This window comes from Actinomyces dentalis DSM 19115 (genome assembly GCF_000429225.1).
Taxonomy (GTDB): Bacteria; Actinomycetota; Actinomycetes; order Actinomycetales; family Actinomycetaceae; genus Actinomyces; species Actinomyces dentalis.
The window spans coordinates 16936-33095 of the sequence record NZ_AUBL01000014.1; the positions used below are offsets into that span (position 1 = coordinate 16936).

15 protein-coding genes are annotated in these 16160 nt (G+C 75.2%); 1 reads left to right on the forward strand and 14 read right to left on the reverse strand.

Features of this window, described 5'->3' with window-relative positions:
* Positions 1–7 precede the first annotated feature (7 nt).
* Together G446_RS21605 and clpS are read right to left on the reverse strand one after the other, a co-directional pair.
* Complete coding sequence (locus G446_RS21605; protein ID WP_483756931.1) at positions 8–577, reverse strand: DUF2017 family protein; 570 nt, start codon at positions 575–577, stop codon at positions 8–10.
* A gap of 237 nt (positions 578–814) precedes the next feature.
* Complete coding sequence (gene clpS / locus G446_RS0104645; RefSeq protein WP_026409265.1) at positions 815–1153, reverse strand: ATP-dependent Clp protease adapter ClpS; 339 nt, start codon at positions 1151–1153, stop codon at positions 815–817.
* Between the two features lie 72 nt (positions 1154–1225).
* On the opposite strand from clpS, the gene G446_RS0104650 reads away from it, so the two are divergent.
* Positions 1226–2620: a nicotinate phosphoribosyltransferase gene (locus tag G446_RS0104650; protein ID WP_051285656.1), complete on the forward strand. Its 1395-nt coding sequence runs from the start codon at positions 1226–1228 to the stop codon at positions 2618–2620.
* Positions 2621–2845: 225 nt separating this feature from the next.
* Here G446_RS0104650 and G446_RS0104655 read toward each other — a convergent pair whose 3' ends face one another.
* From G446_RS0104655 to G446_RS0104710, 12 genes are all read right to left on the reverse strand, one after another.
* Positions 2846–4663: a DEAD/DEAH box helicase gene (locus G446_RS0104655; protein ID WP_026409267.1), complete on the reverse strand. Its 1818-nt coding sequence runs from the start codon at positions 4661–4663 to the stop codon at positions 2846–2848.
* A 4-nt stretch (positions 4664–4667) separates the two neighbouring features.
* Entirely contained in the window at positions 4668–5048 is a 381-nt protein-coding gene (locus G446_RS0104660) for a DUF3039 domain-containing protein (protein ID WP_026409268.1), read from the reverse strand.
* Between the two features lie 275 nt (positions 5049–5323).
* Entirely contained in the window at positions 5324–6064 is a 741-nt protein-coding gene (gene nagB / locus G446_RS0104665) for a glucosamine-6-phosphate deaminase (RefSeq protein ID WP_026409269.1), read from the reverse strand.
* A 73-nt stretch (positions 6065–6137) separates the two neighbouring features.
* Entirely contained in the window at positions 6138–7889 is a 1752-nt protein-coding gene (locus G446_RS0104670; protein ID WP_026409270.1) for a hypothetical protein, read from the reverse strand.
* Positions 7865–8674: an ABC transporter ATP-binding protein gene (locus G446_RS0104675; RefSeq protein ID WP_026409271.1), complete on the reverse strand. Its 810-nt coding sequence runs from the start codon at positions 8672–8674 to the stop codon at positions 7865–7867. Before G446_RS0104675 ends, G446_RS0104670 begins: the two co-directional genes overlap by 25 nt.
* 191 nt (positions 8675–8865) lie before the next feature.
* The gene (locus G446_RS0104680) at positions 8866–9147 is read right to left on the reverse strand and encodes an HU family DNA-binding protein (RefSeq protein ID WP_026409272.1); all 282 of its coding nucleotides are present in this window, start codon (positions 9145–9147) and stop codon (positions 8866–8868) included.
* Between the two features lie 217 nt (positions 9148–9364).
* Positions 9365–10054, reverse strand: coding sequence for an N-acetylmannosamine-6-phosphate 2-epimerase (locus G446_RS0104685; RefSeq protein WP_026409273.1), 690 nt, complete (start codon positions 10052–10054; stop codon positions 9365–9367).
* Entirely contained in the window at positions 10051–11163 is a 1113-nt protein-coding gene (locus tag G446_RS16010) for an ROK family protein (protein WP_084778998.1), read from the reverse strand. The genes G446_RS0104685 and G446_RS16010 overlap by 4 nt, the downstream gene beginning before the upstream one ends.
* Entirely contained in the window at positions 11164–12081 is a 918-nt protein-coding gene (locus G446_RS0104695; RefSeq protein ID WP_026409274.1) for a dihydrodipicolinate synthase family protein, read from the reverse strand.
* 46 nt (positions 12082–12127) lie between these two features.
* A complete protein-coding gene (locus G446_RS0104700; protein WP_026409275.1) occupies positions 12128–12964 on the reverse strand; it encodes an ATP-binding cassette domain-containing protein in 837 nt (278 codons plus the stop codon).
* Entirely contained in the window at positions 12964–15150 is a 2187-nt protein-coding gene (locus G446_RS0104705; RefSeq protein WP_026409276.1) for a dipeptide/oligopeptide/nickel ABC transporter permease/ATP-binding protein, read from the reverse strand. The genes G446_RS0104700 and G446_RS0104705 overlap by 1 nt, the downstream gene beginning before the upstream one ends.
* Positions 15150–16115, reverse strand: a complete 966-nt coding sequence (locus tag G446_RS0104710) for an ABC transporter permease (RefSeq protein ID WP_026409277.1) — start codon at positions 16113–16115, stop codon at positions 15150–15152. Before G446_RS0104710 ends, G446_RS0104705 begins: the two co-directional genes overlap by 1 nt.
* Positions 16116–16160: the final 45 nt, after the last annotated feature.

Here is a 16160-nt window from a genome sequence, read left to right on the forward strand (position 1 = left end):
GTCGAGACTAGGCGGGGCCCTGACCGCGCAGCAGCACGCGGAGCAGTGATTCCTGCCACCAGGTGAGCATGTCGTAGGACAGGGCGGCGCCCCGCCGCCAGCGGAATTCGTCACTCTCGTGCGGGGGCGGCGCCTCCCGGGCGATGGCGTGGACGTCCTCGGCGGCCTCGGCGGAGTCGATGCCCAGCCGCTGGGCCAGGACGAGGCGCAGGTCGTTGAGCGCGCCGAGCCAGTCCTGCTCGGTCCCGGCGCTCACGCGCACCGCGCCGCGCGCCCCCGTGGGCTCGATCAGCTCGGCCATGACCCGTCGGGCGCGTTCGCTCTTGAGGGCGCGCAGGCGGCCGCGGGTCATGGCGGCCACCTCGACGGCGATGTCGGGGTCCTCGGAGGCGTCGGGCAGGAGCGCCTCGACGAAGGGCGCGAGGGCGGCCGACGCCGCGGGCGGGCCGGCGGGCGCGGCCGGGTCGCGGCGGCCGGGGCGCTCGCCGGGGCCGGGCGCGCCGGGGCCGGGCTCCCCCGCGCCGCCGATCCCCTTGCCGGCGGGCTCCTCGATGTCGAAGTCCAGGGCCGCGAGGATCTCGGCGTCGCGGGCGGACTCGGCGGCGCGCGGCCCGCCGGGGCCGGGCGGACTCGGCGGCGCGCGGCCCGCCGGGGCCGGGCGGGGCGGCGCCCGCCGGTCGCCCGCCCCGGGGGCCGGACGGGGCGGCGCTGTCCAGGATCACCAGGACCTGGGCGAGCAGGTCGGCGAGGAATTCGAGCTCCCAGTCCTCCAGCGGGCTCTCCCAGCCGCCGTCGACCGCCTTGAAGCCGCGCATTACGACGCACCGCCCGCGCCCGGACCGGGGGCGTCGTCGCCGTCGCCGGCCTCCGGCTCGATCGTGGCCCGCAGCCCGTAGGAGTGCATGGCGGTGACGTCGACCTCCATGCGCTCGCGCGCCCCCCGGGAGACGACGGCGCGGCCCGTGGTGTGCACCTGCATCATGCGGCGCTCGGCCAGGTGGCGGGAGAAGCCGAAGTAGCTGCGGAAGACCCACACGACGTAGTCCATGGTGTTGACCGGGTCGTCGTGGACCACCGTGCACCAGCGGCGCAGCGGGACCGCGCGGTCCTCGGTCCGGGTCTCGGGCGAGGACACGGGGGCGCTGGCTGACATGGGTCAAGGGTAAGGGTATCGGTGGATGGCCGGTGCGAGCGCGCGCGCCCCGACGGCGCTAGGTTATCAGTCATGACACCTACGCAGATCCCGGTCCCCGACCAGGGCTCCCCGTCAACGGCCCTGCTCACCGACAAGTACGAGCTGACGATGCTGCAGGGCGCCCTGCGCGCGGGCACCGCGCAGCGCCGCTGCGTCTTCGAGCTGTTCGGGCGCAAACTGCCCGCCTCGCGCCGCTACGGCGTCGTGGCCGGGACGGGGCGCCTTCTCGACGCCGTCGCGGCCTTCACCTTCACGCCCGCCCAGATCGACTTCCTGCGCGCCACGGAGGTGGTCGACGACGCCACCCTGGACTACCTGCGCGACTACCGCTTCTCCGGCACGATCCGCGGTTACGCCGAGGGCGAGTGCTACTTCTCCGGCTCCCCCCTGCTCACGGTCGAGGGGACCTTCGCCGAGGCCTGCATCCTGGAGACCCTGGCGCTGTCCATCTACAACTACGACTGCGCCGTCGCCGCGGCGGCCTCCCGCATGACCATCGCCGCGCACGGGCGGCCCTGCGTGGAGTTCGGGGCGCGCCGCGCCCACGAGCACGCCGCCGTGTCCGCCGCCCGCGCCGCCGTCGTGGGCGGCTTCGCCGGCACGAGCGACCTGGAGGCGGGCATGCGCTACGGCATCCCCACGGTGGGCACCTCCGCCCACTCCTTCACGCTCCTGCACGACACCGAGGAGGAGGCCTTCGCGGCGCAGGTCGCCTCGCTGGGGCCGGGCACGACGATCCTGGTCGACACCTACGACATCACCCGGGGCATCGAGCGGGCCGTGGCCGCGGCCCGCGCCGGCGGCGGGGAGCTGGGGGCGGTGCGCCTGGACTCGGGCGACCTGGTGGCCGAGGCCTTCAAGGCCCGCGCCCAGCTCGACGCCCTGGGGGCCACGAGCACGAAGATCACGGTGACCAACGACCTGGACGAGTACGCGATCGCCGGCCTGGGGGCCGCCCCGGTGGACTCCTACGGGGTGGGGACCAAGCTCGTCACCGGTTCGGGGCGCCCGACGGCGGCGCTGGTCTACAAGCTCGTCGAGCGGGCCGGCGCAGACGGCGTCATGCAGGAGGTCGCCAAGTTCTCCGAGGGGGGCAAGGCCACCGTCGGCGGACGCAAGTGGGCCGGACGGGTCCTGGACGCCGCGGGGACCGCCGTCGAGGAGCTGGTCGTCTCCGCCCGCGAGCGCGCTGAGGCGCTGGAGGCCCTGGAGCGGGCGGGGGCGCGCCCCCTCCAGGTCGAGCTCGTGCGCGACGGCGAGATCGTCGAGGCCCACCGCGGGCCCGGGGCGCTGCGGGCGGCCGCCGAGCGGCACCGGGCCGCCCGCGCCGAGCTGCCCTACGACGCCTGGCGCCTGAGCGAGGGAGAGCCGGCCGTGCCGACCCGCCGCCTGGAGCTGGACGGGCGCACGGCGCTGCACGGCTGAGCCGGGTGGGCTGAGGCCCGCCCGGCCCGGTCCGGGCCCGCCGCCCCGGTCCGGGCCGGGCGGCCCGGTTCCGCCGGCGCCTCGGCCTCTGTCCCGATTCCGCGAGCGCGCAGGTTTCCAGTCGAACGCGCACCTCCCAGCCGCGCGTTCGACTGGAAACCTGCGCGCTCGCGAATATGACGGGGCCGGGCCGCTCCGAGGTGCCGTTCTCGCCGGCTCCGCGGGTCAGCGCCTGCCGACGAACCAGCGGCGCAGCGTCTCCACCCGCTCGACGATCTCCTCGGTGGAGGCGGCCGCCACCTCCGGGCCGCCGCACGTGCGCCGCAGGTCGTTGTGGACGACGCCGTGGGGCTTCCCGGAGCGCCGGGCCCAGGCGGCCACGAGCTGGGAGAGCTCCTTGCGGGCGGCGGCCCGGCGCCGGGCGTCGTCGGCCCCGGAGCCGGCGCGCCGCTTCGCCGCGGCCGCCGACTCGCGCCTGCGCGCCTCGATCTGCTTGTTCTGGCGCTGGCGCAGCAGGGCGGTGACCTGCTCGGGCTCGAGCAGCCCCGGCAGCCCCAGGTACTCCTGCTCCTCGGCGCTGCCGACCACGGCGCCCGTGCCGAATTCGCCGCCGTCGAACAGGACGCGGTCGAACTCGGCGGTGGAGCCCATCGCCTCGAAGGCGCCCAGGAGGTCCTCGGAGGCCCTCTCCCGCCTATTGGCCTCGGCGATGAGCCGGTCCTCGGGGGCGGAGAACAGGCGGTCCTCCTCGCAGGGGGGCCGGCCCAGGACGTGGTCGCGGGCGACCTCCAGCTCGCCCGCCAGCTCCAGCAGCGGGGTCACCGAGGGCAGGAAGACGCTGGCGGTCTCGCCCTTGGCGCGCGAGCGCACGAAACGGCCGACCGCCTGGGCGAAGAACAGCGGCGTGGAGGTCGAGGTGGCGTAGACGCCGACGGCGAGGCGGGGCACGTCGACGCCCTCGGAGACCATGCGCACGGCCACCATCCAGCGGCCCGTGGAGGCGGCGAAGGCCTCGATGCGGCTGGAGGCGCCGGTGTCGTCGGACAGGACGACCGTGGGCTCCTCGCCGGTGATGGTCCGCAGCCGGGCCGCGTAGGCGCGGGCCCGGGCCTGGTCGGAGGCGATGACGAGGCCCCCGGCGTCGGGCATCTGGCGGCGGACCTCGGTCAGGCGCTGGTCGGCGGCGGCCAGCACCGCGGGGATCCACTCCCCCTCCGGGTCCAGGGCGGTGCGCCAGGCCTGGGCCTGCATGTCCTTGGTCAGCGGCTCGCCCAGGCGGGCGGCGACCTCCTCGCCGGTGCGGGTGCGCCAGCGCATCTGCCCGGAGTAGCTCAGGAACATGACGGGGCGCACGACGCCGTCGCGCAGGGCGTCGGCGTAGTCGTAGGAGTAGTCGGCCCGGGAGCGCTTGATCCCTCCGCCCTCGTCGACGTAGCGCACGAAGGGGATGGGGGCGGCGTCGGAGCGGAAGGGGGTGCCGGTCAGGGCCAGGCGGCGGCGGGCCGGGGTGAAGGCCTCGCGGATGGCCTCGCCCCAGCTCAGGGCGTCCCCGCCGTGGTGGATCTCGTCGAGGACGACCAGGGTCCGTCGGGCGTCGGTGCGGGCGCGGTGGAGGTTGGGGTTGGCGGCGACCTGCGCGTAGGTCAGGGCGACGCCGTTGAAGCGCGAGCCGAGCGCGTCCTGGGAGTTGGTGTAGCTGGGGTCGATGCGGATGCCCACGCGGGCGGCCGCCTCCGCCCATTGGTACTTCAGGTGCTCGGTGGGGCACACGATGGTGACCTGGTGGACGTCGCCGGCGGCGAGCAGCTCGGTGGCCGCGCGCAGGGCGAAGGCGGTCTTGCCCGCCCCGGGGGTGGCCACGGCGAGGAAGTCCTGCGGCATGGCGGACAGGTACTTCGCCAGCGCCGCGGCCTGCCAGGCCCGCAGGGACCCGGCCGTGCCCCGGGCGGCGCGCCGCGGATAGGCCGGGGGCAGGCTCTCCGCGGCGAAGATGGAGGGCTGAGAGGGCGAGCCGTGCGCCCGGGACCCGCGGACGGGGCTCACGGGCTCACTGACCGCCCCGGCCGAAGGGCGGGCGCGGGAAGCGGGGGCCCCTGCCGCCCGAGCCGCCGGGGCGCATCTCCTCGTAGATCTGCTTGCACGTGGGGCACACCGGGTACTTCGACGGGTCGCGCCCCGGCGTCCAGACCTTGCCGCACAGGGCGACGACGGGGCGCCCGGTGGCGGCCGCCGCGGCGATCTTGTCCTTGCGCACGTAGTGGGCGAAGCGGTCGGCGTCGCCGTCGTCGGTGGACTGGAGCTCCTCGCGCTCCAGGACGGCGGTGCCCGCGGACTGGGAGGGTTCGGAGAGCGGTCGACCGGGTTCGGCGGGGCCGGAGGGATCAGCGGTATCGGTGCCGACGGCGATCGGCTCGAGAGGCTCGCTCATAGCGGTCAGTCTAGGCCCGGCCCGCGGGTCCGAACTTCGGCGATTCTGTGGGACCCGTCTCCCCCCTTCGCCGGAACCGGCGGAGAAGTCCCGCGAGACCAGCGGGAACGGCGCCTCGGGCCGGAGCCGGGCCCCGTCATATCCGCGAGCGCGCAGGTTTCCAGTCGAACGCGCGGCTGGGAGGTGCGCGTTCGACTGGAAACCTGCGCGCTCGCGGAACCGGGGCAGAGACCGGGCCGCCGGCGGGGCGGCCCGCCGGCCCGGGCCGGCGGGCCTCAGTCCGCCCGGCTCAGACGGGCGGCGGCGTCCCGGTCGACCAGGACCAGGGCGTCGGGGTGGCGCTGCATGACGGAGGCGGGCCAGTCCTCGCTCACCTCGCCCTCGACGAGGTGAGCGATCGCCTCGGCCTTGTTCGAGCCCGTGGCGATGAGCACGAGCTTGCGGGCCTCCATGATGGTGCCCAGGCCCTGGGTGAGGCAGTGCGTGGGGACCGCGTCGATGTCGCCGTCGAAGAAGCGGGCGTTGTCGCGGCGCGTCTGCTCCGTCAGGACGCCCACGTGGGTGCGCGAGTCGAGCGGGCCGCCGGGCTCGTTGAAGCCGATGTGCCCGTCGGAGCCGATGCCCAGGATCTGCAGGTCGCAGTAGCCGGCCGCGGCCATGGCCGCCTCGTAGTCCTCGCAGGCGGCCTGCAGGTCGGGGTTGAGGGCGTCGGGGCCGTGCAGCGCGCCGGGCCGCATGTCGACGCGCGAGCGCAGGTTGCGCTCCATGAAGGTGGCGTAGCGCTCCGGGTGGTCCTCGGGCAGGCCCACGTACTCGTCGAGCATGAATCCGGTGACCTTCGCGAAGGAGATCCGCCCGGCCCGGCAGCGCCGGGCGAGCTCGTCGTACAGGGGCAGCGGACTCGATCCGGTGGCGGTTCCCAGCACCGCGTCGGGCTTGCGCGCGAGCAGGTCCTCGATGGCGTCGGCGGCCCGGTCGGCGATCTGGGACGCGGTGTCCAGGACGATGAGTTCCATGGTTCTCCCTCTGGTCGGTCGGCGGCCCCGGGGCGGTGACGCCGGGCCCGCGCAGGTCCATTCGGCCCCCAGATTAGCGGGCCTCCTCGTGGCCCGGCCAGGAGCGGATGGTGGTCAGGATCCGGACCCCGCGCGAGTCCAGCAGGCGACCGCCGACGGCGATGCCCGCCCAGGCCGCCCCCGCGCCCCACAGGGCCCCGGCGGCCAGGAACGGCCAGCCCCAGCCCCAGGCCCCGGCCAGCGCCATGACGGCGAAGCCCGCGATGACGGGCGCGGCGGCCAGGCCGATGACCCCCATGCCGACCATCTGCACGAGCGCGGCGATGAGGGCCGTGCCCGAGGTCCGCGACTTCATGGGGCTGTCCCCGGGCGCATTGACCTCGTAGGGCAGCAGGACGCCGGTCAGGCTGGACCAGGCCAGGGCGCATCCGTACAGCGCCGCGCTCAGCCCGCCCACCGCCGGCAGGGCGCGCCACAGGCCGGTCCACGCCCCGCCGCCCAGCGCGAGCACCGCGATGACGGGCGCCTGCCACAGGGCCGCCGCCGCAATGCGCCCGAGCCGGTCGTCGCGTCCGCGCACGGAGGCGGACACCTGCGTCCACAGCGCGGTGGAGTCGAAGGCGAGGTCGTTGTGCAGGCCCCAGCCGGACAGGAGGGCCGCCAGGACCGGTGCGGCCAGGAGCACCGCCGGGGCCCGCCCCGGGGCCAGGGAGGCCGTCTCGCCGGCGTCGACGATCGAGGTCCGCCCCATGGCGATCATGACGGCGAGCAGAACGGGCATGACCACCAGGGAGATGGCCTGGACGAGGTAGCGCGGGTCGGCGCGCCAGTAGCGCAGGCACCGCGCGGCGACGGCGGCCGCCGGGGAGGGCATGACCCTCTCCAGCCGCCGGTGCCAGGGCAGGACGCGGGCCGTGCCCGCCGCGCCCGCGCCGCCGGTCCCGCCCGAGGCGCCCGCCGCGCCCGCGCCCGCCTGCGCGCCGCCCTCCGCGGCGCCGTCGTAGGCCCGCGAGTGCGCGTCGGAGCGCACCGGGCCGGTCATGACGCGCCCCACGACCCGCTCCCACACGGGCGCCAGCGCCGCCGGCAGCGCGAGGGCCGCCGCGCTCAGTCCGATGGCGGCGGCCGTCTCGCCCCGGGCCAGGTGGCCGGGGGCGGCCAGCGCCCACCCGAAGGGCGTCAGCCCCGCCACCCGGGCGGCCGTGCGCAGGCCCTCCATGTCGATGCTGTCGAGCCGGGCGCCGAGGTTGAGCAGGGAGGGCGCCAGGGAGACGAGGAGGATCGCCAGGACGGCGATCACTCCGGCCCGGTCGCGCCCGCGCCGCGACGTCGAGACGCCGGCGCCGATGACGACGACGCGGCTGAGCAGGACGCAGGTGGCCAGGGCGGCGGGGGCCAGGGCGAGGGCGAGGAGCGCGGCCCCCCACTGCCCGGCGACGGCCCACACGAGGACGGGCAGGAGCAGCCCCGCCCCCGTGATCACGCCGGGCACGCCGGTGGCCGCGGCGACCGCGAGCCCGATGGCCAGGGGGCGCGAGGGCGCCGTCCAGGCGGCCATGGCCCTGGGGTCGAGGGTGGAGTCGACGCCGGTGAGCATGAGCGGGACGAGGGCCCAGCCCAGGACGGTGAGGGCGCCGGCGGCGGCCAGGACCGGCGCCGCCGCGTCGGCGCCGAGGCCGCCCAGGCCGATCGCCCCGGCCACGAGCGCCAGGAGCAGCCCGAGCCCGTACAGGGCCCCCACGATGGTGCCGATGAGGGCCCAGACGTTGGCCCTGAGCGAGTTGAGGGTCAGGCGCCATCTCAGTCGGACGAGGGTCGCAACCACGACAGCTCCTCCCTGGCGGCCGGGCCGCCGACGAGCTGGGTGAAGCGGTCCTCCAGGTCCTCTCCGGCGGCCACCTGCGCCGTCGTTCCGGCGGTGAGGACCCGCCCGCGGGCGATGATGGCCACGTGGGTGCACAGGCGCTGCACGGTGGCCATGACGTGGCTGGAGATGATGACGGTGCCGCCCGCGGCGGCGAAGTCGGCCAGGATGCTCTGGATGGTGCGGGCCGAGATGGGGTCGACGGCCTCGAAGGGCTCGTCGAGGACGAGCACGGAGGGCGAGTGCACCAGGGCGCAGGCCAGGTGGACCTTCTTGCGCATGCCTGCGGAGTAGTCGGCCACGAGGGTGGTGCCGGCCTCCCACAGGCCCAGGACGTGGAGGAGCTGGGTGGCGCGGGGGACGACGACGTCGCGCCCCAGGCCGCGCAGGAGGCCGGAGTAGGTGACCAGCTCCAGGCCGTTGAGCCGGTCGAAGGTGCGCAGCCCGTCGGGCAGCACGCCCAGGAGCGCCTTGGCGCGCAGGGGGTCGGCCCACACGTCCACGCCGTGGACCAGGGCGCGCCCGGCGTCGGGCACGAGGAGCCCGGTGGCCATGGACAGGGTCGTCGTCTTGCCTGCGCCGTTGGGGCCGACGACGCCGTAGATGGAGCCGGTCGGCACGGTGAGGTCGAGCATGTTGACGGCGATCTTCTGGCCGAAGGCCTTGGCCAGGCCCTGGCAGATCAGGGCGGGGGCCGACGGCGCGCCGTCGGGCGCGGGGCGGGGGGCGTCCCCGGTGCTGTTCATGGCCTCAGGCTAGGCGGTCGGCGGGACCGGGGCCTCATCCGCCGGGACGACGGGCCCCGCCCCGCACCTCCTCCCCCGGTCCCATCCGGGCCGCGCGCGAACGCCGGGGGCGCGCCACCGGGTGGTGGCGCGCCCCCGCTCCCGGTCCCGGCCGCGCGCGGCGGCGCCGTCGGGCGGGTCCGGTCATGCGCTCACTTGGCGACGGCCTTCTTCAGGGCGGAGCCGACGGTCAGCTTGACGCCGTAGCCGGCGGGGATCTGGATCTCCTCGCCGGTGCGGGGGTTGCGGCCGGTGCGAGCGGCGCGCTCGACCCGCTCGACGCCCATCAGCCCGGTGATCTTGACGGTCTCGCCCTTGGCGACGTTCTCCACCAGGACGTCCTGGAACGCGCCGAGGAAGGCGTCGGCGTCGGTCTTGGTCAGGCCGGCCTTCTCGGCGATGGCTGCGATGAGCTCGGTGCGGTTGACGGACATGTATCTGCCTCTCGATTCGATCGTGGATGGGCGCCCGGTGAGCGCCGCTGGCGGTAACGCTATGCACAAACCGCCCGTTTTGTCAGATATGACGGCGTTCTCTCACGGCGTGCCGTCGAATTGAGATCTCTTGATCACATCTGGGGCACCACCAGTCACTCGCGTCACCGATCGGCGGGCGGCGCCGCGGACCCGCGCGGATCGGCGCGCCGCCCGCTCATCGCGATCGCAGGGCCTGGACGAACCAGGAGGTGATGGTCGTGGGGTGGGTGATGGCGGTGCCGACGACGACGGCGAAGGCGCCGTGCTCCATGGCCAGCGCCGCCTGGGCCGGGGTGTGCACGCGCCCCTCGACGACGAGGGGGACCTCGGCGATGGCCGCCACCTGGTCGACGAGCTCGATGTCGGGGCCCTCGGTCACGGGCCGCTCGCCCGTGTAGCCGGCCAGCGTGGTGCCCAGCACGTCCGCGCCCGCGTCCTGGGCCGCCCGGGCGTCGTCCAGGCAGCCGCAGTCGGCCATGACGAGCACGTCCGGGCGGGCCTCCTTGAGGCCCGCGACGGTCTGGGCGAAGGTGAGGCCGTCGGGGCGCGGGCGCCCGGTGGCGTCGAGGGCCACGATCTGGCAGCCGGTGGCGGCCACGGCGATGGCGTGCGTGAGGGTGGGGGTGATGAAGACGCCGTCGTGGCCGTCCTTCCACAGCCCGATGACGGGCACGTCCACGTGCTGGGTGATCAGGGCCAGGTCCGCCAGGCCCTGGGCGCGTATGCCGGCGGCGCCGCCGGCCGCGCAGGCCCGGGCGACCTGGTCCATGGTGCGCGGGTCGCGCATGGGCTCGCCGGGGTAGGCCTGGGCGGAGGCGATGAGGCCGCCGCGCAGGCGGTGGAGAACGGGGTGGAGTCGGCTCATGGCGCCTCCTGTCGGGGTCGGGTGTCGGGGTCGATGCCGGGACCGGGGCCGGTATCGGGGCCGGTGCCGGGGCGGGCGGGCCCGGGGGCCCGGGCCAGGCGCAGGCGGGCCTCGTGGGCCGCGCCGATGATGGGGGCGGCGCCGCCCAGGGCGGCGGGCAGGATCTCGATCCGCTCGGCGACCAGGTCGACGAGCTCGCCGCGCAGGGTCCGGCGCAGGGGCCCCCACCACAGCCCGCCGGAGCGGGCCAGGCCGCCGGAGACGATGACGGCCTCGGGGTCCAGGACGGTGACGGCGCCGGCCAGGGCCCGGCCCAGGGCGAGGGCGGCCTGCCGGTAGACCCGTCGGGCGACGGCGTCGCCGGCCTCGGCGAGGCGCTCGACCTGCACGGCGCCGGTCACCGTCTCGTCCCCGGTGGCCCGCCGGTAGCGGCGGGCGATCTGCGGCCCGGCGGCCACGGCCTCCAGGTGGCCGGGCCGCCCGCAGGTGCAGGTCTCCCCCTGCGCCTCCCCGCAGGGCATGTGCCCCATCTCCCCGGCCAGGAAGTGGGCGCCGTGGTGGATGCGCCCGTCCAGGACGAGGGCCGCGCCCACGCCCGTGCCCACGGCCACGACCAGGGCGCTGGAGCGCCCCCGCCCCGCCCCGAACCGGGCCTCGCCGGCGGCGTGGGCGTTGACGTCGTTGTCGACGTGCACGAGGGGGGCCGCGCCGTCGGGGGCCCGGACGCCGGCGGCCGCCAGGCGCTCGGACACGCCGCCGGCCACGTCCGTCCCCGTCCACCCGGCGATCGCGTCGGTGGCCGAGACCACGACGCCCCGCTCGGCGTCGATGACGCCCGCCGAGCCGATGCCCACCGCCGCGACGGCGCCCGGCCGGCCGGGGGCCGCGGCGCCCGCCACGACCCGCTCGACCAGGTCCGCGACGGCGTCGAGCACGGCGCCGGGGCCCCGGCCAGCGGGCGTGGGCGCCCGGAGGGTCGCCGACCGCAGGGCGCCGTCGGACCCGACGAGGGCGGCGGCGATCTTGGTGCCGCCCAGGTCGACGCCCACGAGGCCCCCGGGCCGGGGCGCGCGCGATGGCCGCACTCCGGCGGCGGACGGCGGCCTCATTCAGATCAGGCCCCGCGAGCGGGCGATGGCCAGGATCCGCTCCTCGACCTCGCCCTCCAGGGCGCGCACCGGGAAGGCCATCTCGTTGGAGGCGATGGTGCCCTGGGCCCGCATGACGGTCTTGAAGGCGCCGATGCCGGTGGCGTCGGCCGAGCGCCCCCGGGGCGCGTGGACGATCTCGAAACCGGCGCAGATCCCCTCCTGGAGGCGGCGGGCCCCCTCCCAGTCCCCGCGCCGGGCGGCCGCCCACATCTCGACGTAGGGGCGGGGCTCGACATTGCCGTAGCCGGGCACGACGCCGTCGGCGCCCATCAGGAGCATGCCGTCGACGACGCACTCGTGGCCGGTCAGCAGGGCCAGGGGGTGGCCGGCGGCCTCGTTGGCGGCCACCAGGCGGCGCAGGCCCACGTCGTCGCCCGAGGAGTCCTTGACGCCGGTCAGCACGCCGTCGGCCCCCAGGCGCACGAGCACGTCCGCCGTCGGCCTGGCGCCGCCCAGGCGCACGGGCACGTCGTAGGCGAACAGCGGCACGTCCACGCCCGCCCCGATCGCCCGGAAGTGGTCCTCGATCTCGGCCGCGTCGTTGAGGGCGTAGAAGGGGCAGGTGGCCACGACGGCGTCGGCGCCGGCGGCCGCGGCGCGCCGGGCCTGCTCGATGACGCGGGGCGCGGTGGTGTCGATGGCCCCCGCCAGGACGGGCACCCGCCCGTCGGCGCGGGCCACGGCGCGGGCCACGACGGCCTCGCGCCGGGAGTCGGTGAGGTAGGCGGCCTCGCCGGAGGAGCCCAGGAGGAACAGGGCGTCGACGCCGGCGCCGATGAGCATGTCGACGAGGCGGTCGAGGCTGTCGAAGTCGACGCGCCCGTCCAGGAGGGGGGTGATGACCGGGGGGATGACGCCTGTGAAGCGGGTGTCCATGTGTGTTCTTTCTACGGGGTGGTCGGTTGGTCGGCGCGGGCGCCGGTCAGGCCCCCAGCAGGCTGGGCGCGGCGCCCAGGAGGGTGCGCGTGTAGTCCTGCTGCGGGCGGGCGAAGATCTCCTCGGTCGGGCCCGTCTCGAGGATCCGGCCCAGGTACATGACCGCGATGCGGTCCGAGACGTAGCGGACCGTGTTGATGTCGTGGCTGATGAAGACCAGGCCCAGTCCGAGCGCCGCCTTGAGGTCCTGGAGGAGGTTGAGGACCTGGGCGCGCACGGACACGTCCAGGGCGCTGGTGGGCTCGTCGGCGACGATGATGTCGGGGTCCAGGGCCAGGGCCCGGGCGATGGCCACGCGCTGGCGCTGGCCGCCGGAGATCTGGCGGGGCAGCACGCCCAGGGCGCTGGGCGGCAGGCCCACCAGGTGCAGCAGCTCGCGGACCCGGGCCTCGCGCTGGGCGGCCGAGCCGATGCCGTGGACGTTGAGCGGGTCGATGAGCGCGTCGTGGACGATCATGCGCGGGTTGAGCGCCGTGGCCGGGTCCTGGAAGACCACGGAGACGGATCTGCCCAGCTCGCGCCGCTCGGCGGCGGAGCGGCCGAGCCGGCGCCCCTTGAAGCGGACCTCGCCGCGGGTGGGGGCCTGGAGGCCCACCATGACGCGGGCGGTCGTGGACTTGCCGCACCCGGACTCGCCCACCAGGCCGAGGGTCTGGCCGCGCCGGACGGCCAGCGACACGTCGTCGACGGCGTGGACCGTGTCGGGGCGCAGCAGTCCGCCGGTGCGGGAGCGGTGGATGACGTGGACGCCGCGCAGCTCGATGACCGGGTCGGTGCGCGGGTCCCAGGCGTCGGCGGCGGGCGTGCTCGTGCGCGTGCTCATCAGTGGGCCTCCCCCGCCAGGACCGCCTCGAGCTCGGGCGTGATGGCGTAGTAGTGCTCGTTCGCCCCGGCCACGGGCTTGAGGACGGGCCGGGTGTTCAGACCGACCCCCGGGTGGGACGAGCGCGGGGCGAAGCGGTCGCCCCTGACGAACTCCCCGGGGCTGGGGACCGTGCCGCGCACCTGGTGCAGGCGCTGGGAGCCGGACTCGATGGACAGGACCGCCCCCAGCAGGCCGCGGGTGTACTCGTGGACGGGGTTGGTCAGCAGTTCGGAGGTGGCGGCCTGCTCGACCACCTGCCCGGCGTACATGACGGTGATGCGGTGGGCGACCTTGGCGACCAGGGCCAGGTCGTGGCTGACGAAGACCATGGCGAAGCCGAGCCGCTCGCGCAGTTCGCCCAGCAGGTCGATGACCTGCTTCTGGACGGTGACGTCCAGGGCGGTGGTGGGCTCGTCGGCGATGACCAGGGCGGGGTCGCGGGTCAGGGCCATGGCGATGAGGACGCGCTGGCGCTGGCCGCCGGACAGCTCGTGCGGGTAGCTCCTGAGGGTGCGCGCCGGGTCCAGGCCGACCAGCTCCAGGAGCTCCTCGGCGCTGCGGGTGCCCCCGCGACGGGTCAGCTGCTTCATCTGGGAGCGGATGAGCATGGAGGGGTTGAGCGAGGACAGGGCGTCCTGGTAGATCATGCTCATCTCGTGCCCGCGCAGGGCGTTGTGCTCGGCGGGGGTCATGGCCAGGATGTCGCGGCCCTTGAAGGCGATCTCGCCGGTGATGCGGGCGGTGGGCGGCAGCAGCCCCATGACGGCCATGGAGGTGATCGACTTGCCGCACCCGGACTCGCCCACCAGGCCCATGGTCTCGCCGGGGCGCACCGAGAAGGAGACGTTGTCGACGATGTCGACGTCCCCGTGCTGGGCGGGGAAGGCGATGGACAGGCCCTTCACCTCCAGGACCGGCTCCGCCTGCGGGGCGGGCGGGACCAGGCGGTCCGTGCGGGCCAGCTCGGCGGCGCGCAGGGCGGCCAGGCGCTCGGCGAGCGGCACCGTCCCGGCGGCGCCGCCCGCCGCAGCGGATGCCGGGCCGGTCCCGGCGTCGGTCCCGACGGCCTTCGCGGCCCCGGCACCGTCCCCGGCGTCGTCGGCCCCCTCCCCGGCGTCGTCGGGCTTGGCGGCGCCGGCGTCGGCCCCGACGGCCTCCCGGGCGCGCATGGCCTCCTCGTCGGCCTCGACGTCGGCGGCGTCGACCCGGGTGCGGATGGACGGGGAGGCCATGGCGTCGGTCAGTCCCTCGGACAGGACGTTGAGGCACAGGGTGGTGATGAGGATCATCAGGCCGGGGAAGAAGGTCGGCCACCAGTGGCCGGACAGGAGGAGTTCCTTGCCCTCGGAGAGCATATTGCCCCAGGTGGGGGTGTTGACCGACTTGATGCCGGCGTTGAGGAAGGACAGGGAGGCCTCGAAGACGATGGCGTCGGCCACCAGGACGGTGGCGTAGACCATGATCGGCGCGATGCAGTTGCGCACCACGTGCTTGAACAGGATCCACGGGACCCGGGCCCCCATGACCCTGGAGGCGGCCACGTAGTCCTCGCCGAACTGGGCGAGGATATTGGCCCTCACCACGCGGGTCAGCTGGGGGGTGTAGACGACGGCGGTGGCGATGATGATGACGGGGACCACCGGCAGGCGCTTGACCATGGCCAGGACCAGGACGGCGGCCAGCGCGATGCCCGGGAAGGACATGAGCACGTCCAGCACGCGCATGACGAGCTCGCCGACCCACTTGCGGCCGGTGGCGGCCACGGCCCCCAGGACGGCGGCCAGCGCCAGGGCGATCCCGGTGGCGCTCAGCCCCACCACGAGCGAGACGCGGGCGCCGTAGACGGCGCGCGAGAAGATGTCGCGGCTGGGCTTGTCGGTGCCGAACGGGTGCTGGGCCGAGGGCGGGACGGCGGTGTCGGAGATGACGGTGTCCCCGATCCCCTCGACGTGGACGGTGCGCTCGATCTTGGCCAGGCCGGTGTCGCCGGGGTCGTAGGGGGCCACGACGGGGGCGAGGATCGCCATGGCGGCGATGAGGGCCAGGATGACGACGGCGATCTTGGACCCCGCGGGCAGCCTCCTCCAGCCCTGGAGGCGCAGCCCGGGCCGGGAGAGCCCTTCGAGTGTGCGGCGGTGGGGCATCAGACGCTCCTGATCCTCGGGTTGACCAGCACGTAGAGCATGTCAACGACGATGTTGATGATGATGAAGGCCAGCGCCACGGTGATGGACACGCCCTGGACGATGTTGACGTCGGAGTCCTTGATCCCCTTGAAGATGAGCTGGCCCATCCCCTGGATGTTGAAGATGATCTCGATGACGACGGCGCCGCCCATGGCGTAGCCCAGGCGCAGGCCCAGGACGGTCAGCGGGGTGATGAGGGCGTTGCGCAGGACGTTGCGGGCGATGACCACCCGCCGGGGGATGCCGGCGCCGATGGCGGTGCGCACGTAGTCGCGGTCGAGCTCCTCGACCATGGCGGTGCGCACGACGCGGGTGAGCGTGCCGGTGTTGGGCACGGCGATGGCCAGGGCCGGCAGGCAGATCTGGCGGACGTAGGCGGCCGGGTCCTGGCTGAAGGGCACCCAGGTGGTGACGACGGAGGGGAAGGTCCCGGTGGCGCCGGGGATGTCGCCGAACCACTGGATGAGCAGCAGGGCCAGCCAGAAGGAGGGCGTGGCCAGGCACAGGATGGACACGACCCGGATGACCTGGTCGGGCCACCGGTCGCGGTGGAGCGCCGCGACGACGCCCAGGACGGTGGCGGCGACGACGGCCAGCGCGATCCCGATGAAGGTCAGCTGCAGGGTGATGGGGAAGGCCGCGGCGACCATGTCGGAGATCCTGTCGCCGTGGGAGGCCTCGCCCAGGCTCCCGTGGGCCAGGCCCACCAGGTAGTTCCAGTAGCGGACCAGGAGGGGGTCGTTGAGGTGGTGGGCGATGCGGTACTGCTCGAGCGCCTGCGCCGACGCGGCCTCCCCCAGCGCCAGGCGCGCCGGGTCGGACGGTGAGAACGACATGACGACGAAGACGAGCAGCGTCACGCCCAGCACCATGACGGGCAGGGCCACGAGGCGCCGGCCGATCAGGCGGAGGAGGGTGGACACGGGTGTGCTCCTTGAATTGCGCGGGGTTGATTGCGCGGGACCCGG